The sequence below is a fragment of the Delftia sp. WSY_22 genome (assembly GCF_043104185.1).
Lineage (GTDB): Bacteria > Pseudomonadota > Gammaproteobacteria > Burkholderiales > Burkholderiaceae_C > Comamonas > Comamonas tsuruhatensis.
In genome coordinates, this window is sequence record NZ_JBICKN010000020.1 from 12,259 (window position 1) to 33,570 (window position 21,312).

Consider the following 21,312-nt stretch of genomic DNA (forward strand, 5'->3'; position numbering starts at 1 on the left):
GGGCGGGCAGGCAGGCGAAGACGAAGGCGGATGCGGGAGGCTGGGCAGCCGGCGGAGGGAGCGGCCGGGCGGCCGCCCCGTTCAGTCGGCCGTTGAATCGACCGTTCAGTCGACCCTCTGCGTGGGCGGCAGGCCCTTGCCGTCGCCCAGCGCGTTGAGCAGCGATGCGCCGCCCTTGCCGCTGAGGAACTTGCCGATCAGGTCCTGCACGATGGGGCTCTTGCCCGCCACGCCTTCCACGGCCTTGCCCACGGACAGCGCCTTGGCGAAGTTGTCGAAGAAGGCGCCCTCGCCCCCCACGATGTCGATGTTGGCCTTGCTGAGCGCGGCCGACAGCACCTCGGACTGGTCCTTGGCCACGCTCTTGTTGGCTTCGATGGCGGCCAGCGCCTGCTCGAAGTTCTTCTCCAGCTGCATGCGGAACTCCTCATGCGAGCGCGCCTGGTCGGACAGCGAGGCCAGCGCGGTGAACTTTTCGGTCAGGCCCTTGGCCTCGGCGAAGAGCTTGTCGCGCAGCACATCGGCCTCGGACGTGCCCACGTCGCGGGTGACCAAGGCCTTGGTCGCGCCCACCTGGGCCTCGCCGCGCGCCTGGGCCAGCAGGCGCTCTTCCAGCACCTTGGCATCGGCCAGGCCCTGCTTTTCGTTGGCGTCGGCCGTGGCCTCGATGACGCGCGCCTCGGCCAGGCCCTTTTCCTGCTGGCCCTTGGCCTCGGCCATCATCTTCTCGGCGATCACCCTGGCCTGCGCCAGGCCTTCCTTTTCCAGGGCGGCGGCCGTGACTTCGCGCACCTTGGCATCGGCCAGGCCGGGCGCGGCGCGCTCGACCTCGATGGCCTCGGCCAGCTTCTTCTTGGCCTCGGCGGTCTTGCTGGCCGCCTCCAGCTCGGCCTGGGCCATGGTCGTGACTTCCACGGCCTTGTGGCGCGAGGCGGCCTCTTCGGCCTCCGCCTTCTTGACCTGGCGCACCAGGTCTTCCTCGGCCTGGGCCTGGGCAGTCAGCACGGTGACCTGCTTCATGCGCTCGGCCTCGGAGACCACGCGCACTTCCTTGATGCGTTCCTCTTCCTGGGCCACGGACTTTTCCACCACCACGCGCTCGCGCACCACATTGGCGATGTTGGCCTTCTCGACCTCGATGGCCTTTTCCTTCTCGATGCGCTGCAGCTCCACCTCGCGCTGGCGGGCCACGATCTCCAGCTCCTTGGCGCGCGTGACCTTCTCGACCTCGATCACCACCGCACGCTCACGGTTTTGCTGGGCCACGGCCACTTCGCGCTGGCGATTTTCCTCGCGGATGTCCAGCTGCTCCTGGGTCTGGATGCGGGCCTGCTCGGCCTTCAGGCGCTCTTCTTCCTGCACCTTCTGGGTCTCGGCCTGCTCGCGCGCCTGGATGGTGGCGATCTCGCGCTTTTGGCGGGCCTCGGCGTCGGCCTGCTGGCGCTCCAGCGCCAGCATGGCTTCCTTGGTCTCCACGTTCTTCTTGGTGATGGCCAGGTCGGAGTTGCGCTCGAGCTCGTTGGTGACGATGTTCTGGTTGGCCGTCAGCTCGGTGATCTTGCGGATGCCTTCGGCATCCAGGATGTTGTTGGGGTCCAGCGAGGACTTGGGAGTCTGCTCCAGATAGTCGATGGCCACGTCCTCCAGCACATAGCCGTTGAGGTCGTTGCCGATGACATGGATGATCTGGTCGCGGAAATCCTGGCGGTTCTCGAACAGCTTCACGAACTCGATCTGCTTGCCCACGGTCTTGAGCGCCTCGGAGAACTTGGCGTTGAACAGCTCGTTGACGGCCGTCTTGTCCGAGGCCCGGTCCACGCCGATGGCCTTGGCCACCTTGAGCACGTCCTCGGCCGTTTCATTGACCCGCAGGTAGAAGGCCACGGTGATGTCGGCGCGCATGTTGTCGCGGCAGATCAGGCCTTCCTTGCCGCGCCGGTCGATCTCCAGCGTCAGCAGCGAGATCTGCATGAATTCCTTCTTGTGGATCACCGGCAGCACCAGGCCGCCCGTGAACTTGACCTTGGGCTGCGAGGTGGTGTCGTTGATGATCAGCGCCGTGCCCTGCGGGACCTTGATGTAGAAGGCCTTGACCAGGGCGAACAGCCCGAGGATGACGACGAAGACGGAACCGATCACCACCCCGGCGACGATGTACCACTCCATGTTGCTCATGTTCATGCGAATCTCCCCTGTGAATTGCTATCTGTGAAAACGCTGAAAAACGCAAAGGCCGCGCCCGCCGCACGGGCGCCCGGGCCAATGGGAATCAATGGGAACGAATAGGAAGGAATTCCTGGAAATTCCTGGAGCTAGCGCGGCAGCTCGGTGCCGTCGAACTCGGCCTTGCTGACCACGCGCCAGGCGTTGTGCTCGGGCAGGTGCTCGATGAGCACGATCTCGGTGCCCCGGCCCAGTGCGCGCTCGGGCGAGCGCATCTGCACGTTCAGGCCGGCGCCGCCGTCCTCCACGCTGCCGTAGCCCTGCGTGCCGTCCACCACGGCGCTGCGCACCAGGCCGGTGCGGCCCAGCAGCACCTTGGGCTCCTCTGCAGGCGCCACCTTGTTGACGATGCCCCGCAGCGGGCGCAGCACCAGCACCGTGGCGGCAAAGCCCAGCACGGCAGCCGCCACGGCCACCAAGGTGCCGGTCAGCAGGTTCACCAGGGTCCAGCCCTGGGGCATGGGCACGAAATGGCACAGCACATAGGAAGCCAGCCAGGACAGCAGGAACAGCGCGGTGAGGATGACCGTGAGCGGAATGCCGCCCAGGCCCACCTTGAGCAGCAGCCCGGCCAGCGCGCTGGCCGAGTGCTCCACGCCGTGCGCATGGTCGCTGCCGTCGAACAGCACCCAGTGGTCCAGCGAGTCCACCTCCAGCAGGCCCAGCATGGCGATCAGCCAGTACAGCAGCATGAACAGCAGCAAGGCGCCGAAGATGAAGGTCGGAAAGCCGAACGCGTATTGCAGGAATGCAGACATGTTTTATCTCCTCCCTTCAAACCCGGCAGCCAGGACGGCGGGCACGACGCGGCCTGCCCGGACCACGGCCGCGCATCAAGCGCTTTTTCCGCCAGCGGCTGCGCGCTGCGCCTTCAGGCGTTCCAGCACCGATTGCGCATTGCCCGCCTGGGGCGTGATGCCGGCGGCACGCAGCTTGGCATCCAGCGCGTCTTCGCTGCTGTCGCGCGCCAGCTCGGCCGCGCTTTCCATGCGCGCACCGCGCTCGGCCTGCTTTTGCTTGATGCGTTCCAGCGAATCCAGCGCGCTTTGCACGCGAGTCTGCGATCCTGCATAGCGGCCGGCCACCGTGGCCTGGGCGCGCTGCACGCTTTCCGTGGCCTTGACGGTGTCGGCCTGCTGCTTGAGGCGCTTGATATGCGTTTGCGCCGTCTGTATGGCCACGCGCAGCTGCTCCACGCTTTGCGTGTAGGCATCCAGCTGGGATTGCTCCTCGTCGCGCTGCGTCTCCAGCACGGAGACCTTGCCGGCCACTTCCAGCGCCAGCGCCTCGTCACTGGTGTCCAGCGCCTTGACGGCATAGCCCTCGTACTCGGCAATGCGTTCCTGGGTCTGCTTGAACTTGCCGGCCGCCAGCTTTTGCTTGGCCATGATGTCGGCCAGCGCTTCCTTGGACTTGTTCAGGTCGCTGTCGGCATCGCGGATTTCCTGGTCCAGGATGCGCAGGGCCTGGCTGTCGGTCACCGCCTCGCCGGCCTCGTGCGCTGCGCCGCGCAACGCGGTCACCAGCTTGTTCCAGATGGTCATGATGATCTCCTTGGGGCTCAGTGTCTTCAACGGGCAGGCTTCAGGCCTGCACTGGCGCGGGCACCGGCGCAGGGGTCAGATAGTGGGCCAGCGCCTCGGTGGCCTGGATGACGCTGTCGGCCAGGGTGAGGATTTCGGAAATGATGTCGCCCTCGCTGCTGCTGGCATGCAGGGCGGCGAACATCACATAGCCCTCGCCGCCATGGGCCTGGGGTTCCAGCGCCATGGTGGTGAAGGGAAACAGCTTTTGCAGGCGCAGCATCTGCTCGTTGAGGCCGGCGCGGTCGTGCACCTGGTCGGCGGGCCAGAGAAAGGCCTCCACCACGAGCTGGTCGCCCGACAGGGCCACGTGGACCGGCAGATCGCCGAATTCGGGCAGGCTGATGAGCAGACTGGCGTCCGCGCCTTCAAGCACCTCGATATGGAGCCGGCCGCCCTGCACCAGCGTTGATTGCTGCAGATCGCCCGCCAAGGCGTGAATATCCCGATATGCCTGTCTGCTGTTGTCCATGCTGCCCTCCTTGTGGATGAGAACCATTGAATCCGGTTGCAAGCCGGACACGCGCATTTGCTTTTCCAATTGCTGCAATGCAGCACCGTACTCTGGAAGAATCCAGACCTCCTTTTTCACCAGCCCCTGCTCGCGCAGCCGTTGCCGGTGCAGACGCTGGTAGTGGGCTGATGTCTTTTGTTCCATGCGGACACCATAGCGACCATTACATGTGATGTCTACATGTAATGAAGATCAATTTGTAAACGGATATGTAAAAGGAGTGCCGCAATGGAAGGCATTGCAGACGCACTGACCATGCCTTTGCGTTGCTGCAAATGCCCGTTCAGTATTCATTTTTTCTACTGAAAATCATTTATCGACAATTTTTCCTATCACCCACGGGAGAGCTCCTGCACAGGGGCGACAGCTGCCGCGAAAGGCTGCCGAGGCACTGCACAATGGCCGCTGTCGCAGGCAGACCCGGCCCTTGGCTGCCCGGCGCACGCTACGGAAACCTCTGCATGCCCGCCTTTCGGCTCTCACTTCGCACGGCAGTCACGGCCCCCTTCATTGCGGTGTTTGTGGTCACGGCCGGGCTATTGGCGGCTTGGCAGCAGCGCCAGGTGGACCAGCTCATCAATCGCGAAAGCCTGCGGCTGCTCGACTCCCTGTCCACCACCACGCGCCACCAATTGGCCGACTATCTGGAGACTCCGCTGCGCGTGCAGCAGGCCCTGGCCGAGACCGTGGCCCGGCAGGCGCTTTACACCCCCGGAGACCTGCGGCCCATCTATGGCTATCTGACACGCTCATTCACCGAGCTCTATGCCCAGCACCACCAGATCAGCCTGTTGAGCTTTGGAGGCGTGCAAGGCGAATACACGGGGGTGCGGCTGGAGCCCGATGGCCACTACCGCCTGATTCTTCAGGACCGCAGCACCCAGGGAACCTTGCAGATTTTCGAGGGACTGCAGCCGGGCCCGCCCATGTCCAGCCTTGCCGGCTACGACCCCCGCGTGCGTCCCTGGTACCAGCCCGCCATTCGCGAAGACGGCCCGCACTGGTCGCCCATCTACACGGTGACGGGGGACCGGGGTGATGCCACGATTTCCGCAGCCACTGCGGTGCGTGTGTCCGGCCAGTTGGCCGGCGTGCTGGCCGCCGATGTGCGGCTGAGCAGCATGAACCGCTTTCTGCGCGACGAGCCCCTGCGCGGCAATGGCCATATCGCCGTGGTCGATGCGCAGGGCTACATGGTGGCGCACTCCTCCGAGCTGTCGGTACTGAAACGCCGCGAAGGCCCCTATGACCCGCCCGTGCGCCTGCGCCTGTCCGAAAGCCCCGACCTGGCGCTGCGCTCGCTGGCAGCCCGGCTTCCCGAGCACCTGCCCGGGCATGCGCGCGAGGGCTCGACGCCAGCCCGGACAGGCCCTGACCGTGTCATCAACCTGAGCTTCACGGAGCAGGGCCAGATCTACCACGGGCAGGTCACCCCCTTCCACGATGTGCGCGGCATCGACTGGCGGATCCTGGTGCTGCAGCCCGAGTCCGATCTGGTCAGCAGCATGCGGGAGGACAGCCGCCAGACCCTTTTCCTGGCTGTCGGCCTGGCCTTGCTGGGGCTGGCGCTGGGCCTGTGGTGCCTGCGCAGGGCGCTGCGCCCCCTGGCCGTGGCGGCCGACGCGGCCAACCGCCTGGCCCAGGGTGACTGGAGCGCGGTGAAGGCGCTGCCGGACACGTCCGTGGTGGAAACCTCGTCCCTGGTCTCGGCATTCCACAACATGGCGCAGCGGCTGCAGGAATCCTTCGAGCACATGCGCACCCTGCTGCAGTACGACAGCCTGACGCAGCTGCTCACGCGCGCCGGCCTGATCGAGCGGGCCGACGCGGCCGCCAACGCCGGCGCGCCCGTCCCTGCCGCGCTGTGCCTGCTGGAGCTGCAGAACTTCCGCAGCGTGCGCGACGATGTGGGCCATGGCACGGGCGAGCAGTTGCTGCGGGCCGTGGCCGAGCGGCTGCTCAACCACCATCTGCAATTTCCGGCCCTGCTGGCGCGCACGGCCAGCAATGAATTCGCCGTGCTGTGGCTGCACGAGTGCACGCCGCTGCAGGTACAGGACAAATGCCGCCATCTGCTGGAGATCTTCGACCAGCCATTTTCAGTGGGCAAGGACGACATCGTGCTGCGCGCCTGCGCGGGCGCCGTCAGCGGCGAGCTGCTGCCGGGCGCGCTGCCCGAGTGGCTGCGCAACGCCAGCATTGCGCTGGGTGAGGCGCAGCGCGGCTCGCACCCCTTCCTGCTGTTCGAGCCCAGCCTGGCGCAGAAAATGCTGGGCCGCACCCAATTGGCCATGGAATTGCGCCAGGCGCTGGAGCGCAACGAACTGCGCGTTTTCTACCAGCCCGTGGTGGATCTGGCCACGGGCCGCATGGTGGGTGCCGAGGCCCTGGTGCGCTGGGAAAGCCCGACGCGCGGCAGGGTGCCGCCGGGCGTGTTCATCCCGGTGGCCGAGGAGTCGGACCTGATCCTGAGCGTCGGCGAATGGGTGCTGCGCACGGCGGCGCACGATATTGCCCTGCACCTTGCACACCTGCCGGCCGACTTCGAGCTGCACGTCAACATGTCGGCGCGCGAGCTGATCCAGTCCGACTTCGCCTGCACGCTGGAGCAGGCGCTGGCCACCAGCGGCCTGCCCGCCCGGGTGCTGACCCTGGAGCTGACGGAGTCCATGCTGCTGGACGACAGCGACGCCACGCTGCAGCGCATTGCCGCCATCCGCGCGCTGGGCGTGAAGATCGCCATCGACGACTTCGGCACCGGCTACTCGTCCCTGGCCTACCTGAGCCGCCTGCGCTTTGACTGCATCAAGATCGACCAGAGCTTTGTGGGCCAGCTGCCGGCTTCCGAGTCCGACAAGGCTATCGTGACCGCCGTGCTGCGCATTGCCCAGGGCTTTGGCGTCAAGGTGGTCGCCGAAGGTGTGGAAGAACAGGCCCAGGCGCAGCTGCTGCACGAGCTCGGCTGCGAGCATGCGCAGGGCTATCTGTTCGAGCGGCCCGTGCCGCTGGCGCAGATGCTGGACTACCGCGCCCCCTGGCGCGAGTGAACAGGTACAGTCAGCAGCCCGCAGACTGTCGGCTTTGGCTGACGCGCACCGCTTGCATGATCCGGTGCACCGGCAGGTGCCATCCACGGAACAATCGGCGCCTGTTCCAGCCCGCTTCCTTCCATGACGCCCTCATCTTGCGACAACCAGCCGCCCAGGCTTGATCCCGCCGGCCCCATCCACCTGATCGTGCCGCTGCGCCCCGGCGCCGACCTGGAGCAGCTGCGCGCCCGCCTGACCGGCGTGCCGGCGCTGCAGCAGCGCAGCGTGCATTGGCATGTGCCGGGCGCAAGGGCCGACATCGTGCAGTTGGCCGCCAGCGCCGTGGACAGTGCCCGCAGGGACGGCGGCCTGGTCGTGGCCGCCGGCGGTGACGGCACCATCAATGCCGTGGCCTCGGCCGCCTGGTCGCGTGGCGTGCCCATGGGCGTGGTGCCGCTGGGCACCTTCAACTACTTCGCCCGCGAGCAGGCGCTGTCACTGGAGCCGGCCCAGGCCGTGCAGGACATTCTCCAGGCGTTGCAGGCCGGCCAGATGCGGGCCGTGAACGTGGGCCTGGTCAACGAACGGCTTTTCCTGGTGAACGCCAGCCTGGGCCTGTACCCCCGCCTGCTCGACGAACGCGAACGCGCGTCCACCCGCTTCGGCCGCACCCGGCTGGTGGCCATAGCCGCCTCCATCTGGAGCATCCTGCGCGGCGGCAGCGTGCGCCGCTGGCGCGTGGCCCTGCGCCCCGACCGGGATGCGCCGTTGCAGCAACAGGAGCACCTGGCCACCACCCTGTTCGTCGGCAACAACCCACTGCAGCTGGAGCGCGTGGGGATTGACGAGGCCCGCGCCGTGGCCGATGGCCGGCATCTGGCCGCCGTGCTGCTGCTGCCCCAGGCCAGCGAGGCCCCGGCGCGCGTGGTCTGGAATGCGGTGATGGGACGGCTGGCCCAGGACGATGCCGTCGCCAGCCTGGCCTGTACCGAGCTGGTGGCGGAGCCAGCAGGACGGCGTCCTCGCCGCATGAAGGTGGCCTTCGATGGCGAACGCGAATGGATGGCACCGCCCATCCGCTTTCGCCTGGGCGAGAAGCCGCTGTGGCTGGTGGTGCCTGCCCCGGCAGAGCCCGCCTCCTCCTGACCGCCGAATGAGGAACAAGGAGCGCCCATGGCCTTGCTCATGCATTTGTCGGACCTGCATTTCGGCGCCCACGATCAGGCCGTATGCGCCGCCGTGGCCAGACTGGCGGCCCGGCTGCCGGTAACGCTGCTGGTGGTCTCCGGCGACCTGACCCAGCGCGCCACGGCCGCGCAATTTGCCCAGGCGCGGGAGTTTCTCGACAGCCTTTCCGTGCCCCGGCGACTGGTGGTGCCCGGCAACCACGACCTGCCGCTGCTCGCCTGGTGGGAACGGCTGGGTGGCCACGCCCACGACCGCTATGTGCGCTGGATCGATTCCGAACTGCAGCCCTGGTGCGCCGTGCCAGGCTTTTGCGTGATCGGCGTGGACACCACACGCTGGTGGCGCCACCAGCGCGGCAGCCTGTCGGCCGGGCAGATCCTGCACGTGGCGCAGCGCCTGGAGCAGGCCAGCCCCGCCGACTGGCGCATCGTCGTCAGCCACCACCCGCTGGCTGCGGCCCACGAAGAGGACCGCAGCCACCGTCCTCACCGCGCCGCGCAGGCCCTGGCCCGCTGGCGCGATGCCGGAGCGCAACTGGTGCTCTCGGGCCATGGGCATGACCCCGGCCTGGTCCAGCCCCTGCCCGGGCTGTGGGCAGCGCAGGCGGGCACCGCGGTCTCGGTGCGGCTGCGCGCCCATGCGCCCAACAGCCTGTTCACCCTGGAGCATCGGGATGGCGCCACAGGCCAGGACTGGCGCCGGCAGCTCACGCGCTGGGACTATTCGCGGCAGGCCGGTGAATTCCTGCCCGTGCAAAGGCATGTGCTGGATCCCCTGCCCACTGTCCGGACTTGAGATCGCACAGGCCGTTCGTGGGACTTGCCTTTGTATTGCACAATCCATCGCCTGGCACGCACAGAAGGCAACCGTCGACCAAGTTTGCATGCTGTCCTACGTGATGGAAGGCGGCGGGTGTGGATGATCAGCCCTCGTCCATGCTGCCTTTTTGATAGCAGCATGACGCACTGCAACAAAGAGATATGCGAATCCTGTACGTTGAAGACAATGCCGACCTGCGAGAAACCATTGGCCTGCTGATGGAGAGCGAATCCCGTTTCGTGACCAGTTGCGCCACTGCCGAGCAGGCCCTGGAACTGGATGCGGGCCAGCCTTTCGACGTGGTGGTCTCCGATGTCAGTCTGCCGGGCCTGTCCGGCACCGATCTGGCGCGGCAGCTGCTGCAGGCCGATGCGCAGCGCTGGATCATCCTGTGCTCCGGCTACGATCTGGGGCCCTACCCGGCCGCCTGGGGTCCCCAGGTGCGGACCTTGCTCAAGCCCTTCGAGATCGAGGACCTGGAAACGCTGCTGGACTCCATACAGGAAGCGCTGCACACCAGGCCCGTCCACTGAGCCCATTTTCCCGAGACCGGCCTGCCGGTCCATCGGCTCCCGCCGTCACAGCACGGCCTTGGAGCCTCCCGCTGCCATCTCGCGCGGCAACTCCACCCTGAAGCTGGTCACGCCATCGGCGGAGTGCACATCGATGCGCCCGTTGTGCGAACGCACGATCTGGTGCGCGATGAAAAGCCCCAGGCCCAGGCCCTGGTGCTGGCCCGGCTTGCGCTCTCCTCCGCGAAACGGGTTGAACAGGGTGGGCATCAGCTCCGCAGGAATGGTGCCGCCGTTGCGCACCGTGATGACCACGCAATGGTCCTGCCTGCCATCGGCCGTCACCTGCACAGGCTGCGCCGGATCGCCATGGTGCATGGCGTTGCCCACCAGATTGGTGAGCACCTGGCACAGGCGTTCGCCATCCCAGGTGCCATCGAGATTGCCCAGCATCTCGCTGTCCAGGCGCCGCTGCGGAAAACCCGTCTCCACTTCCTGCAGCGTGCGCTGCAGCAGCGCTTGCAAGCTGGTAGGCCGCGGTGACAGCGGCAGGCCTTCCGCCTGGCGGATGCGGGTGACGTCCAGCAGGTCCTCGATCATGCGCGACATGCGCTGGCTGCTGCTGAGCATGCGCTCGGCCATGCTGGCCACCTTGCCCGTATCGGGCTGGCGCGTGAGCAACGTGGCGGCGGCCTTGATGGATTGCAGCGGCGTGCGCAGGTCGTGGCTGAGCACGGCCATGAACATCTCGTTGATGCGCAGCGCCTCAGTGCGTTCCTGCAGCTGATGGGCCAGTGCCTGCTTGCGCTGGTGCAGCTCGAAGAACACATTGGCCTTGGTGGTCAGCATGTGGGGATCAATGGGCTTGTACAGGAAGTCCACGGCGCCGCTCTCATAGCCACGGAACTGCCAGTTGTGCTCGCGCGAGCCGGCCGTCATGAAGATGAGCGGGATATGGCGCGTGCGCTCGCTGCCGCGGATCAGCTCGGCCAGCTCGAAACCGTTCATCTCGGGCATCTGCACATCCAGCAGGGCCAGGGCCACGTCGCTGTGGTTGAGCAGCAGCTCCAGCGCCTCGGGGCCGGACTGGGCCTTGAGGAATTCGATGCCGTCGCGTTGCAGCAGCGCCTCGATGGCGATCAGGTTCTCGGCGATGTCATCGACGATCAAGCATTTGACGCGATCTGTATGGGGCATGGATTCTCTCTCGGTATTTAGTCTTGTGGGGGCGTGCCGGCTGGACATTCAAAGCCTTCCCTGGCGGTGCAGCGATGCAATGAGGGAGGCAATGCCTTCGGGCGCCAGCGCCTGGGCCTGCGGCACGCGGGCCAGCGCCGCCAGCGGCATGGTGGGCATGCGGGCGCCGTCGGGCGCCTGCACCACGGCCAGGCCACCGGCGGCGTGCACGCTGGCCATGCCCTGCGCGCCGTCGTCATTGGCGCCGGACAGCAGCACCGCCAGCAGCCGCTCGCCATAGCAATCCGCAGCGGACTCGAACAGCACGTCGATGGAGGGCCGCGAAAAATGCCAGGGCGCATCCAGCGACAGCGCCAGCCGGGGGCCGCTGTCCACCAGCAGGTGATAGTCGGCCGGGGCGAAGTACAGGCACCCAGGCTCGATCCATTGCTGGTCCTGCACCTCGCGCACCGGCACGGCGCAGCGCGGGCCGAAGAGCTGGGCCAGCAGGCTGCGGCGATCGCGCGGCAGGTGCAGCACCACCAGCACCGAGGCGCGCAGGCTGGCCGGCAGCGCGGGCAGCACCACCGATAGCGCGTCGAGCGCGCCGGCCGAGCCGCCGATCACGATGGCCTCGTAGGCTGTGGCGGCGTCGGAGGCGGGTGTGTTCGTGGTCACGGGCATCACAGCCCGGCCTTCTTGCGGTAGATGCGGTCCTCGAGCACGAAGTCCTCGAAGGCCTCCGAATGCCCTGAAAACCGCAGCGACTCCTTGGAGCCCAGCCCCAGGAATCCGCGATGGCACAGCGCTTCGCGGAACAGGCCCAGCGCCCGGTCCTGCAGCTCGCGCTCGAAATAGATCAGCACGTTGCGGCAGGACACCAGGTGCATTTCGGCGAACACGCTGTCGGTGGCCAGGCTGTGGTCGGAGAACACCATGTGCTCGCGCAGCCCCTTGTCGAAGACCACGCGGCCGTAGCGCGCCGTGTAGTAGTGCGACAGCGAGCTGTGCCCGCCCGAGCGCGCATGGTTGTCGGTGAAGGCCGCCACGCGCGACATGTCGAACACGCCCTGCTCGGCCGCGCGCAGCGCATGCGGATTGATGTCGGTGGCATAGATCAGGGTGCGGTCCAGCAGGCCCTCCTCCTCCAGCAGGATGGCCAGCGAATACACCTCCTCGCCCGCACTGCAACCGGCCACCCAGACCTTGAGCGAGGGATAGGTGCGCAGCAGCGGCACCACCTCGGTGCGCAGCGCCCGGAAATAGCTCGGGTCGCGGAACATGTCGCTGACCTGGACCGTGAGGTATTCCAGCAACGCCGGGAACACGCTTGCATCATGCAATACGCGGTCCTGCAGCTGCGACAGCGTCTGGCAGCCGAACTGCACCAGGGCCGTCTGCAGGCGCCGCTTGAGCGAGGCCTGGGCATAGCCCCGGAAGTCGTAGTGGTAGCGGTGGTAGATGGCGTCGATCAGCAGGCGCTGCTCGATGTCGGCGGTGCGGGCTTTTTTCAGCTGAGGCATCGCGTCCTCCTTGCTACTTGGGCATCCACACCCGCACCAGCGACAGCAGCTTTTCCACGTCCAGCGGTTTGGCGATGTAGTCGTTGGCACCGGCGGCCAGGCATTTCTCCTGGTCGTCCTTCATGGCCTTGGCGGTCAGGGCGATGATGGGCAGGCGGCGCCATTGCGGCCGGTTGCGGATCTCGCGCATGGCGGTGTAGCCATCCATCTCGGGCATCATGATGTCCATCAGCACCAGGTCGATACCGGCCTGCGCCGCGCCGCGAGACTCCAGCGCCTCCAGCGCCTCGCGCCCGTTGCGCGCGATCTCCACGCGGATGCCCGTGGGCTCCAGGATGCTGGACAGCGCAAACACGTTGCGCACATCGTCTTCCACCACCAGCACCGTGCGCCCTTCCAGCGCAGACTCGCGGCTGCGCGCGACCTGCAGCATCTGGCGGTGCTCGGCCGACAGCTCCGACTCCACCTGGTGCAGGAACAGCGTGACCTCGTCGAGCAGGCGCTCGGGCGAGCGCGCGTCCTTGATGATGATGGACTTGGAAAAGCGCCGCAGCTGCTGCTCTTCATCGCGCGACAGCGCCCGGCCCGTGTAGACGATGACAGGCGGGAAGGAAACATCGTCCTGGTCCGTCATGCGCTGCAGCAGCTCGTAGCCGCTGATGTCAGGCAGGTTCAGGTCCATCACCATGCAGTCGAATGTGGAGCCGCGCAGATGATCCAGCGCGGCGGCCGCCGTGCCCGCGCAGACGATGTCCACATCGCTGCGGCTGAGCAGGTGGCGCACGCTCTCGCGCTGGCGCTCGTCATCCTCCACCACCAGCACGCGGCGCAGGTCCTGGGTGAACTTGGCCTCCAGCCGCTGCAGGGCGTGGACCAGTTCCTCGCGCTTGACGGGCTTGAGCGCGTAGCCGACGGCACCCCGCCCCATGGCTTCCTGCGAATAGTCCGCGACCGAGACCACGTGCACGGGAATGTGGCGCGTGGCCGGGTTGCGCTTGAGCTGGTCCAGCACGCCCAGGCCCGAGAAATCGGGCAGGTTGATATCGAGCACGATGGCGTTGGGCTGATTGTCGGCCGCCATGGACAGGCCGTCGGACGCCGTATTGGCCACGTCGCACTCGAAATCCATCTCGCGTGCCAGCTCCGACAGGATGTCCGCGAAGCGCAGGTCATCCTCGATCACGAGGATGCGGCGCCCGCTCTGACCCCTCTTGCGCAGGGCGTCCGTTGCCGCCGACGCGGCAGGTGCCATGGCAGGCGACATGGGCGGCGCGAACGCAGGTGCGGCGGGCGCAACGTTGGCCGTTGCGAGCACGGGCACGGACGACGCTGCCAAGGCCTCTCGCAGCCCCTGCGGCTGAGGCTGCGGTGCGGCAGTCGCGGCCGTGGCCGGGCCGGACTCGGCCGACTCCAGGCTCACGGGCACGGTCAGTGTGAAAACGCTGCCCTGGCCAGGCGTGCTGGAGACGGTCAGCGTGCCGCCCAGCAGCCCCGCCAGATCACGCGATATCGACAGGCCCAGGCCCGTGCCGCCGAACTTGCGGTGCGTGCTGCCATCGGCCTGGCGGAAGGCATCGAAGATGAATTGCTGCTGCTGCTCGGCAATGCCGATGCCGGTATCGCGCACCGCGAAAGACAGCATGCCCTGGGGCGCGCAGGACACCTGCAGGCCCACCGAGCCCTTGGCCGTGAACTTGAGCGCGTTGGACAACAGGTTCTTGAGCACCTGGGCCAGCCGCATGGGATCGGTCTGCATGGTGGCGGGCACGCCCGGGTCCACCGTCCAGGTCAGCTCCAGGCCCTTTTCGCGGGCAATCGGGCGCAGCGGCTCCATCAGCGTCTGCAGCGCCGTGGCAATGGTCACGGGCTCGGCGACCACGGTGACCTGGCCGGCCTCGATCTTGGACAGGTCCAGGATGTCGTTGATCAGCGCCAGCAGGTCGCTGCCTGCGGCGTGGATGGTCTGCGCGTACTTGATCTGCTCGGCCTGCAGATTGCCCGGCCTGTTGTCGGCCAGCAGCTTGGCCAGGATCAGGGTGGAGTTCAGCGGCGTGCGCAGTTCGTGGCTCATATTGGCCAGGAACTCGCTCTTGTACTGGCTGGCCAGCTCCAGCTCGCGGGCCTTGTCGGTCAGCGCGCCCTGGGCGCGCAGCAACTGCTCGCGCTGGTACTCCAGCTGCTGGGTCTGCTCTTCCAGGTGGGCATTGGTCTGCTCCAGCTCGGTCTGCTGGTGCTCCATCTGGGTCTGCGACTCCTGCAGGATGCGGCTTTGCTGCTCCAGCTCCTCGTTGCTCACGCGCAGCTCTTCCTGCTGGGCTTGCAGCTCTTCCGACTGGCGGCGCGTCTCCTCCAGCAAGGTCTCCAGGCGCGAACGGTCCAGGCCCGAGCGAATGGCCACGGCCAGCGATTCGGAGGCGCGCTCCAGCAGGCTGCGCTCGGCTTCGCCCACGGGGCGCAGAAAGCCCAGTTCGATCACGGCGAACACTTCGCCGTTTTCCATGGCGGGCACCAGCATCAGTTGCAAGGGGCTGGACTGGCCGGTGCCCGAGGAAATCTGCAAATGCTGGGCAGGCACATCGCTGACATGCAGCAGCTTGCGCGACGCGGCCGCCTGGCCCGCCAGCCCCTCGCCGGGCAGCAGCTTTTGCTGCAGTCGCTCGCGCGGCAGGGCATAGCCGCCGAACAGGCGCAACCCGCCATCGGCGCAGTCCACCACATAGCCGGCGCCCACATCGGCACGCAAATAGTTGGCCAGGTACTCCAGCGCCTTCTGGCCCAGGTCTTCCAGCCGGTGGTCTCCCTGCAACTGCTGCCCCAGGCCGGAAAGACCGGACGTCACCCACGACTGGCGGGCCTTGACGCGGTACTCGCGCACCGTCAGCGCGGCCGATGCCAGGATCAGGCCCAGCAGGATGAGGGAGCCGCCCCAGGAATAGTAGGTCGAGGTGGTGGATGCCTCCACCCACAGCTGGCGACGCTGGGCCAGCTCCCGTGTCTGGTGCGTGTAGAGGTCGTCGATCAGCTCGCGCAGCCGGTCCATGGCGTTCTTGCCCACGTCCAGGCGCACCAGGGCCATGGCGGCGTCCAGATCGCCGGACTTGCGCAGGTCTATGGTCTCCTGCAGCTCGCGCAGCTTCTGGGCCGATATCTCCTCGATCTGCGCCAGCAGCCGGTGCTGGTCGGAGTCATTGAAAGTGCGCGCCTTGAGCGCCTCCAGCTGCTGCATCAGCACATCGCGTGCCTGCTGGTAGGGCTGCAGGTAGGCCGGGTCGCCCGTGAGCAGAAAACCGCGCTGCCCGGTCTCAGCGTCCTTGAGCGAAGCATTGAGCTGGCTGAGCTGGCGCATGGCCAGTGTCGTGCGGTCCATGGCCACCACGGCCTGGCCTCGCGTCTCAGACGCCCTGAAATTGACGAAGGCAATGACCAGGGTGGCCAGTGCCGCCGCGCCAAAGCCGGCAACAAGTGTCCATGGAATGGCAAAGCGCTGGGTGCTCTGATTGCGGGAGGATCGTGGCATGCAGTGGAGTTTCTGGCAGGAAGGGACGGGGAATCCGCCAAGGACTGTAAACGTTTTGCGCAGCCCTCGGCAGCACTGTGGCGCAGCTTGCGCTGGTTTCGGCGACGCGCGACGCCCGCAGGCGCCATTGCAGCCGTTAACATGGCCCGATACTTTCCTTCCGACACCCCGCTGCGGGCGTCGGCCCACTTTCCAGGACCCATTGCATGAAAACCTTTGCCATCACCGTCGCATCGCTGGCCGCTGCCGCTTCGCTGGTGTCCACCAGCGCCAGCGCTGCGGCTTCGATCTTCCTCAACGACACCATCGCCGCGCGCATTCCCGCCAGGGACCTGCCCGATGCCAAGGCCGCCGTGGCCAAGGTGCTCAACGAGGCCGCCGACGGCTCCGTGACCGAATGGACCAGCGGCCCGAACCGAACCAACCAGCGCGTGACGTTGGCCTTGCAGCCGCAGCAGACCGTGCAGACCGGGACGGCCGGAAGCTGCCGCCTGCTGTCGGCCGATGTGCGCCTGAAAAAGACCTCGGAAAACTGGCGCTTCTGGTTCTGCAAGCAGCCCGACGGATCGTGGAAGGCCAGCGGCAGCCAGCCCTGAGCAAGGATTGCGGTGGTCGGCGACCGGGAATCCGGCATGGACCTACGCCACCAGCCCTGGGCGCGTGGGAGCATGTCGGCCGGAAGATAGACCACCGGAGAACAACCATGCCCCATGAATTTGTGCATACCACGACACTTGCCAGACGGCTGGCCCTGGGCGTCGCCGCAAGCTCTTTGCTGACGCTGGCCGCCTGCTCGGGCGAGACCTCGTCGCAGCGCGCGGGATTTCCCATGGCCGAAGTGCCGCGCTTCAACCAGCCGCCACCGGACAAGCCCCTGCTGGGCCAGCCCGTGATCACGGCCGAGCAGGTCATGCCCCATGCCAAGGGCGACCCGCATGAGCCGTTGCCGGCTGCCGCGCCGCTGCCCGCCCGGGCGTCTGAACCGGCAAGCGGGTCAGGTGCCACCAACAAGGAAGATGCAGGCGGCGTGAACCCGGCCGCTGGCCAGGCCGCCGCCATCACCGACGGCCAGGGAGAGGGCTCCAAGTACGAACTGGGCGCCCCCAAGTAACCTGGCCGGGCTCAGAACGAGGTCCAGTCCCCATCGTCCTTGCCAGTGGCGGGCACGGACTGCCGGGAGGCCGGCAGCTTGGCGGCTGCAGGCTTGGCGGCGGGTGCGCCCGGGGACGCAGCAGCCGCAGGCGCGGCCAGCGGCCTGGCAGGAGCGCGCATCTGCGCTGCCGCAGGCTGTGCACACCCGGCAGGGGCCGGGGCTGGGGCCACCGCCGGACGAGCAGACGCCGCGCCCTCGATACGGAATACGCTCACTGCAGCGGCCAGCTGGTGCACCTGGGATTTGAGCGAGCCGGTTGCAGCGGCCGCCTCTTCGACCAGCGCCGCATTCTGCTGTGTCACCGTGTCCATCTGGGAAATCGCCTGGTGCACCTGGTTGATGCCGCTGCTTTGCTCCTGGCTGGCGGCGGTGATCTCGGCCACCAGGTCGCTGACCTGTTGCACGCTTTGCACGATGCCGTCCATGGTGCGTCCGGCCTCGGCCACCTGACGCGTGCCCGCCTCCACCTTGGAGACCGAGTCGGCAATCAGGTCCTTGATGTCCTTGGCCGCCGAGGCGCTGCGCTGCGCCAGCGCGCGCACCTCACCGGCCACCACGGCAAAGCCGCGGCCCTGCTCGCCGGCACGCGCCGCTTCCACGGCGGCGTTCAGCGCCAGGATGTTGGTCTGGAAGGCAATGGAGTCGATCACGCCGATGATGTCGGCAATCTTGCGGCTGGACTCGCTGATGCCGCCCATGGTGTCCACCACGCCCGCCACCACCTTGCCGCCCTGCACGGCTGTCTGCGACGCCGAAGCGGCCAGCTGATTGGCCTGGCGCGCGTTCTCTGCGTTCTGCTTGACCGTGCTGGTCAGCTCCTCCATGGCAGCGGCCGTCTGCTCCAGCGAGCTGGCCTGCTGCTCGGTGCGCGAGGACAGGTCCTGGTTGCCCACGTCGATCTCGCCCGAAGCCGTGGCAATGCTGTCGGCACCCGAGCGCACCTGCCCCACGACCTGGGCCAGGTTGTCGTTCATCTGGCGCAGCGCCTGCAGCAACTGGCCGGTTTCGTCGCGCGAATCAACGGTGATGCGGCTGGTCAGGTCGTTGTTGGCCACGGTGCGCGCCACGCGCAGGGCCTCGGCCAGCGGCCTAGTGATGCCGCGCGTGATCCACCAGGCGGCCAGCGCGCCCAGCACGAAGGCCAGCGAGACCACCGTGATGATGGCGGCTCGGCTGGCCGAGAAGCGCACCAGCACATCGGCGGCGGAGCTGTCGATGGCCGCGCGCTGCATGTCCAGCAGGCGCTGGACCATGTCGATATAGCGCTGCGTGGCGGGCTGGTATTGCTGGGTGAACAGACGCTCGGCGTCTTCGGCGCGGCCCTCGGCCTTGGCCTTGGTCACCACGTCGCGGCCCGCCAGATAGCCGGCGCGCGCCTTCTTGATCTCGACCCAGATGTCCTTTTCCTCCTGGGTCTGCAGCAGCGGCTCGATGCGGTCCTGCAGCTTGCTGGACTGGCGCGAGGACTCGGCTGCGTCTTCGGCGAAGAAGGTGGCCAGCGAGGGATCGCTGCTCTTGGCAATGGCCGTGGTGCGGCGCGAACCCGAGTGGATGTTGCGGAACCAGTCGCTGATCATCCGCTCCTTGGCCAGGGCCACCTCGGTGATTTCCGTGGTCGAGCGGGCCATGTGCCCCATGCTGACGATGCTGGTGACACTGATGAGCAGCATGATCAGCAAAAGAATGGTGAAACCGCCTCCGAGACGAAGGCCTATGCGCAGATTTTTCATGATGGGGAAACAGGATGCGGGACGGAACGCGGCGAAAACTAGTTCTTGAGGTAGGCGTCCAGCACCATGCGATTCCAGTTGGCCGAGCCGACCAGGGAATCGCCGAGCTTCTCGGCCGTCGCCACCACGGCGCTTTGCTGCTGCTGCAGCGCCTTGACCCGGTCGCCCAGGCTTGCCATGGACGAACTCAGGCGGCTGCCCGTGGACAGTGCATCGTTGGCGCTGTTTTCCACCGCCTTGCCAATGCCGGCCAGGGCCGAGGTCACGCCTGCGGGATCTGTGGCCATGGACTTTTCCAGGGCCTTGGCGTCCACCGCCAGCGTGCCGTCCTGGCGCTGGACGATGCCGATCCTGGCCAGGCTGGGCGAAGTCGCGCTGCCCGTGACACTCATGATGGCCGCACGCAGCTCGCGCAGCGCGCGGGTGGCACCCACATCGGTGGTGGAGCCGGCGGCCGCGCTGGCATTGCCCTTGGCCGCGCTGGCGTTGTAGCGCGCCACCAGCTTTTCCAGCGCACCTTGGACCGACTGGGTGGTGCTGGTCGCCGTGAGGGCCGCCATCTCCTTGCCCGCCGTGGCCAGATCCACCAGGGACGACTTGAACTGCCCCAGCGCCGACAGCGAGGTAGAGCCCGCCTGGGCCTGGGCTGCAATGCGCTCGTGCGCCTTGGACAGCGAAGGCGCCAGCTTGCGGACTTTCTCCGCTTCGGTGGTCTCCGTCTTGGTGCTGTCCGTCTTCGTGGCGCCGGCCTGCGCATCGCTCTTCTTGATGGCCGAGTCCGAAGCCGTCTGCGCCGTGGTGCTGCTGTTGAGCCTGGACTGGGCTCGGGCCAACAGGCTTTGCACATTCAGGTTGTCGGTTCTGATGCTCATGTTCTCTTCCCTGTAAATTTGCGGATGGTGCGGGCGCAGGGCCCGTCCACGGTTTGGCAGGGAGACTACCGGGACGCCGCCGCCGCAATGCAGGGATAAGCGGGCCGCTTACCCGCGACTTGCAGCCTTTGCCGGGCCGGATGCACGCCCGCCTTCGCCCAGCGGCCCGTGCGCCCATGAAAAAGGGCCTCCGAAGAGGCCCGTTCCACACATCCCGACCATCAGGCCGTCTGCTGCAGGGCTCCGTAGCGCTCGCGCGCCGTCTGCAGCATGTAGAAGGTGATGCGCTTGACCTCGGCACGGCTGTCGGCGATGTGCTGCTTCAGGCAGGACTGGGCCAGCGCGGCATCGCCGGCCTCGATGGCGGCAAGAATGGCGGCATGGTCGTCATAGGTTGCCGAGACGCGCGGCAGCTTGATCACATCCAGGCGGCGGATGATGCGGATGCGCTCTGTAATGTCCAGGTGGATGCGCGCCATCTCCTGGTTGCCGGTCGCGGCCACCAGGCCGGTATGGAAGGCCTCGTCCAGCGAGGCCACGACGGCGGGGTCGGTCTCGCGCTGCTCCTCGGGCACGCACCAGACTTCGCGCAGCGGCTGCAATGACTGCAGCGATTCGCCCACCAGGCTGGCCACGGCGCTGGTCTCCATCAGGGTGCGCACCTCGTACAGATCCTCGAAGTACTTGAAGTCGAAGGCCTTGATCTGCCATCCGCTCTTGAAGTGCACATCCACATAGCCATCGCGCTGCAACCAGAACAGCGCCTGGCGCACGGGCGTGCGGCTGACCTGCATGCGCGTGGCGATCTCGCCTTCGCTGAAACGGTCGCCAGGCAGCAGGCGGAAATCGAAGATGTCGTTCTTCAGGCAGGCGTAGATCTGCGCAGCCAGCGAATGCGCGCTGCTCGCAGGCCCCTGGCGCGTCTCGCACACCGGCGAGGAAACAACCGCGATGCTCATGCGACTGCCACGCCCGCTGGAGCACGCAGGCCTTGCCGCTGGCCGCCGCCAGGGGCTGGCAACGACATGCCCGGAGCCCTGAAGAAGGGCCAGGCCTTGCCTTCGACACCGGACTCGCGCATGGCCGAAGACAGGGTATACGCCGACCGCAGCAGCAATACCATTGCCTGATTTGCGATCAGGCAATGGGCAATGGTCCATTCACGCATTTAGTACTCTTTCTTGTACACAAGTTGGCAGTGGGATTTATTAAAGAAACGAATTGCGTTTTAATAATTGGACCTACAAGAATATCCTCGACAACGGCCGATCTTCGTGTATGCTCCGCGACTTGCCGCCGCAAAGGCCGTACACACAATAGCGTTTGGCAACCCCCGGCACCAGGCATTCAAAGTGACTGGACCAACACCAACAGGAACCCACTCGCGGTAATCCTGCGCATATTTGCGCCAATCCATTTTTTCCAGAGAGTTTCTGCACACACCTGGTGCAACGAGCACATCAATTTCCCCAT

General features: G+C 66.7%; 18 protein-coding genes. 6 read left to right on the forward strand and 12 right to left on the reverse strand.

The genetic code is table 11. The annotated features are described in order from the left end of the window. Positions 1–105: 105 nt before the first annotated feature. The 4 genes from ACF8NF_RS12470 to ACF8NF_RS12485 form a co-directional block, all read right to left on the reverse strand. Positions 106–2,181, reverse strand: a complete 2,076-nt coding sequence (locus ACF8NF_RS12470; RefSeq protein ID WP_252652013.1) for a hypothetical protein — start codon at positions 2,179–2,181, stop codon at positions 106–108. Between the two features lie 131 nt (positions 2,182–2,312). Continuing rightward, entirely contained in the window at positions 2,313–2,981 is a 669-nt protein-coding gene (locus tag ACF8NF_RS12475) for a hypothetical protein (protein WP_016446961.1), read from the reverse strand. 75 nt (positions 2,982–3,056) lie between these two features. Further along, positions 3,057–3,767, reverse strand: a complete 711-nt coding sequence (locus ACF8NF_RS12480; protein WP_043790677.1) for a PspA/IM30 family protein — start codon at positions 3,765–3,767, stop codon at positions 3,057–3,059. Between the two features lie 40 nt (positions 3,768–3,807). Further along, positions 3,808–4,278 (reverse strand): YjfI family protein, encoded by a 471-nt coding sequence (locus tag ACF8NF_RS12485; protein WP_227469518.1) that lies wholly within the window; start codon positions 4,276–4,278, stop codon positions 3,808–3,810. Positions 4,279–4,718: 440 nt separating this feature from the next. On the opposite strand from ACF8NF_RS12485, the gene ACF8NF_RS12490 reads away from it, so the two are divergent. The 4 genes from ACF8NF_RS12490 (at position 4,719) to ACF8NF_RS12505 (ending at position 9,889) form a co-directional block, all read left to right on the forward strand. Next, the gene (locus tag ACF8NF_RS12490; RefSeq protein ID WP_126311357.1) at positions 4,719–7,367 is read left to right on the forward strand and encodes an EAL domain-containing protein; all 2,649 of its coding nucleotides are present in this window, start codon (positions 4,719–4,721) and stop codon (positions 7,365–7,367) included. Positions 7,368–7,490: 123 nt separating this feature from the next. Then, complete coding sequence (locus ACF8NF_RS12495) at positions 7,491–8,495, forward strand: diacylglycerol kinase family protein (RefSeq protein ID WP_016446965.1); 1,005 nt, start codon at positions 7,491–7,493, stop codon at positions 8,493–8,495. A gap of 27 nt (positions 8,496–8,522) precedes the next feature. Next, positions 8,523–9,332 carry a metallophosphoesterase gene (locus ACF8NF_RS12500; protein WP_070080415.1) on the forward strand — a complete coding sequence of 270 codons (810 nt, stop codon included), beginning with the start codon at positions 8,523–8,525 and terminating at the stop codon, positions 9,330–9,332. Between the two features lie 185 nt (positions 9,333–9,517). Then, a complete protein-coding gene (locus ACF8NF_RS12505; RefSeq protein WP_016446967.1) occupies positions 9,518–9,889 on the forward strand; it encodes a response regulator in 372 nt (123 codons plus the stop codon). A 45-nt stretch (positions 9,890–9,934) separates the two neighbouring features. Here ACF8NF_RS12505 and ACF8NF_RS12510 read toward each other — a convergent pair whose 3' ends face one another. From ACF8NF_RS12510 to ACF8NF_RS12525, 4 genes are read right to left on the reverse strand one after another with little or no spacing between them, the layout of a single operon-like run. Continuing rightward, positions 9,935–11,065, reverse strand: a complete 1,131-nt coding sequence (locus tag ACF8NF_RS12510) for a hybrid sensor histidine kinase/response regulator (protein WP_016446968.1) — start codon at positions 11,063–11,065, stop codon at positions 9,935–9,937. Between the two features lie 48 nt (positions 11,066–11,113). Continuing rightward, complete coding sequence (locus tag ACF8NF_RS12515) at positions 11,114–11,728, reverse strand: chemotaxis protein CheB (RefSeq protein ID WP_016446969.1); 615 nt, start codon at positions 11,726–11,728, stop codon at positions 11,114–11,116. Further along, a complete protein-coding gene (locus ACF8NF_RS12520; RefSeq protein ID WP_046241552.1) occupies positions 11,728–12,567 on the reverse strand; it encodes a protein-glutamate O-methyltransferase CheR in 840 nt (279 codons plus the stop codon). Before ACF8NF_RS12520 ends, ACF8NF_RS12515 begins: the two co-directional genes overlap by 1 nt. Before the next feature lie 13 nt (positions 12,568–12,580). Beyond that, positions 12,581–16,084, reverse strand: a complete 3,504-nt coding sequence (locus ACF8NF_RS12525; RefSeq protein ID WP_392450670.1) for a response regulator — start codon at positions 16,082–16,084, stop codon at positions 12,581–12,583. A gap of 206 nt (positions 16,085–16,290) precedes the next feature. Between ACF8NF_RS12525 and ACF8NF_RS12530 the strand changes: the two genes are divergently transcribed. Both ACF8NF_RS12530 and ACF8NF_RS12535 read left to right on the forward strand, forming a co-directional pair. Beyond that, entirely contained in the window at positions 16,291–16,680 is a 390-nt protein-coding gene (locus tag ACF8NF_RS12530) for a hypothetical protein (protein WP_016446972.1), read from the forward strand. 107 nt (positions 16,681–16,787) lie between these two features. Further along, the gene (locus tag ACF8NF_RS12535) at positions 16,788–17,195 is read left to right on the forward strand and encodes a hypothetical protein (RefSeq protein ID WP_016446973.1); all 408 of its coding nucleotides are present in this window, start codon (positions 16,788–16,790) and stop codon (positions 17,193–17,195) included. A gap of 11 nt (positions 17,196–17,206) precedes the next feature. Here ACF8NF_RS12535 and ACF8NF_RS12540 read toward each other — a convergent pair whose 3' ends face one another. The 4 genes from ACF8NF_RS12540 to ACF8NF_RS12555 form a co-directional block, all read right to left on the reverse strand. Beyond that, on the reverse strand, positions 17,207–18,967 hold the full coding sequence (locus tag ACF8NF_RS12540) for a methyl-accepting chemotaxis protein (protein WP_392450671.1): 1,761 nt from the start codon (positions 18,965–18,967) through the stop codon (positions 17,207–17,209). 38 nt (positions 18,968–19,005) lie between these two features. Beyond that, positions 19,006–19,839 (reverse strand): flagellar filament capping protein FliD, encoded by an 834-nt coding sequence (gene fliD, locus ACF8NF_RS12545; protein WP_017407064.1) that lies wholly within the window; start codon positions 19,837–19,839, stop codon positions 19,006–19,008. Between the two features lie 221 nt (positions 19,840–20,060). Continuing rightward, the gene (locus ACF8NF_RS12550) at positions 20,061–20,798 is read right to left on the reverse strand and encodes a GntR family transcriptional regulator (RefSeq protein WP_016453385.1); all 738 of its coding nucleotides are present in this window, start codon (positions 20,796–20,798) and stop codon (positions 20,061–20,063) included. Next, a complete protein-coding gene (locus tag ACF8NF_RS12555) occupies positions 20,795–21,007 on the reverse strand; it encodes a hypothetical protein (RefSeq protein WP_126311363.1) in 213 nt (70 codons plus the stop codon). The genes ACF8NF_RS12550 and ACF8NF_RS12555 overlap by 4 nt, the downstream gene beginning before the upstream one ends. Between the last annotated feature and the right edge of the window lie 305 nt (positions 21,008–21,312).

Bases quoted from the DNA above. Each gene is read 5' to 3' on its own strand.
- ACF8NF_RS12470 (WP_252652013.1), bottom strand. From the start codon at position 2,181: ATGAACATGAGCAACATGGAGTGGTACATCGTCGCCGGGGTGGTGATC.
- ACF8NF_RS12475 (WP_016446961.1), bottom strand. From the start codon at position 2,981: ATGTCTGCATTCCTGCAATACGCGTTCGGCTTTCCGACCTTCATCTTC.
- ACF8NF_RS12480 (WP_043790677.1), bottom strand. From the start codon at position 3,767: ATGACCATCTGGAACAAGCTGGTGACCGCGTTGCGCGGCGCAGCGCAC.
- ACF8NF_RS12485 (WP_227469518.1), bottom strand. From the start codon at position 4,278: ATGGACAACAGCAGACAGGCATATCGGGATATTCACGCCTTGGCGGGC.
- ACF8NF_RS12490 (WP_126311357.1), top strand. From the start codon at position 4,719: ATGGCCGCTGTCGCAGGCAGACCCGGCCCTTGGCTGCCCGGCGCACGC.
- ACF8NF_RS12495 (WP_016446965.1), top strand. From the start codon at position 7,491: ATGACGCCCTCATCTTGCGACAACCAGCCGCCCAGGCTTGATCCCGCC.
- ACF8NF_RS12500 (WP_070080415.1), top strand. From the start codon at position 8,523: ATGGCCTTGCTCATGCATTTGTCGGACCTGCATTTCGGCGCCCACGAT.
- ACF8NF_RS12505 (WP_016446967.1), top strand. From the start codon at position 9,518: ATGCGAATCCTGTACGTTGAAGACAATGCCGACCTGCGAGAAACCATT.
- ACF8NF_RS12510 (WP_016446968.1), bottom strand. From the start codon at position 11,065: ATGCCCCATACAGATCGCGTCAAATGCTTGATCGTCGATGACATCGCC.
- ACF8NF_RS12515 (WP_016446969.1), bottom strand. From the start codon at position 11,728: ATGCCCGTGACCACGAACACACCCGCCTCCGACGCCGCCACAGCCTAC.
- ACF8NF_RS12520 (WP_046241552.1), bottom strand. From the start codon at position 12,567: ATGCCTCAGCTGAAAAAAGCCCGCACCGCCGACATCGAGCAGCGCCTG.
- ACF8NF_RS12525 (WP_392450670.1), bottom strand. From the start codon at position 16,084: ATGCCACGATCCTCCCGCAATCAGAGCACCCAGCGCTTTGCCATTCCA.
- ACF8NF_RS12530 (WP_016446972.1), top strand. From the start codon at position 16,291: ATGAAAACCTTTGCCATCACCGTCGCATCGCTGGCCGCTGCCGCTTCG.
- ACF8NF_RS12535 (WP_016446973.1), top strand. From the start codon at position 16,788: ATGCCCCATGAATTTGTGCATACCACGACACTTGCCAGACGGCTGGCC.
- ACF8NF_RS12540 (WP_392450671.1), bottom strand. From the start codon at position 18,967: ATGAAAAATCTGCGCATAGGCCTTCGTCTCGGAGGCGGTTTCACCATT.
- fliD (WP_017407064.1), bottom strand. From the start codon at position 19,839: ATGAGCATCAGAACCGACAACCTGAATGTGCAAAGCCTGTTGGCCCGA.
- ACF8NF_RS12550 (WP_016453385.1), bottom strand. From the start codon at position 20,798: ATGAGCATCGCGGTTGTTTCCTCGCCGGTGTGCGAGACGCGCCAGGGG.
- ACF8NF_RS12555 (WP_126311363.1), bottom strand. From the start codon at position 21,007: ATGCGTGAATGGACCATTGCCCATTGCCTGATCGCAAATCAGGCAATG.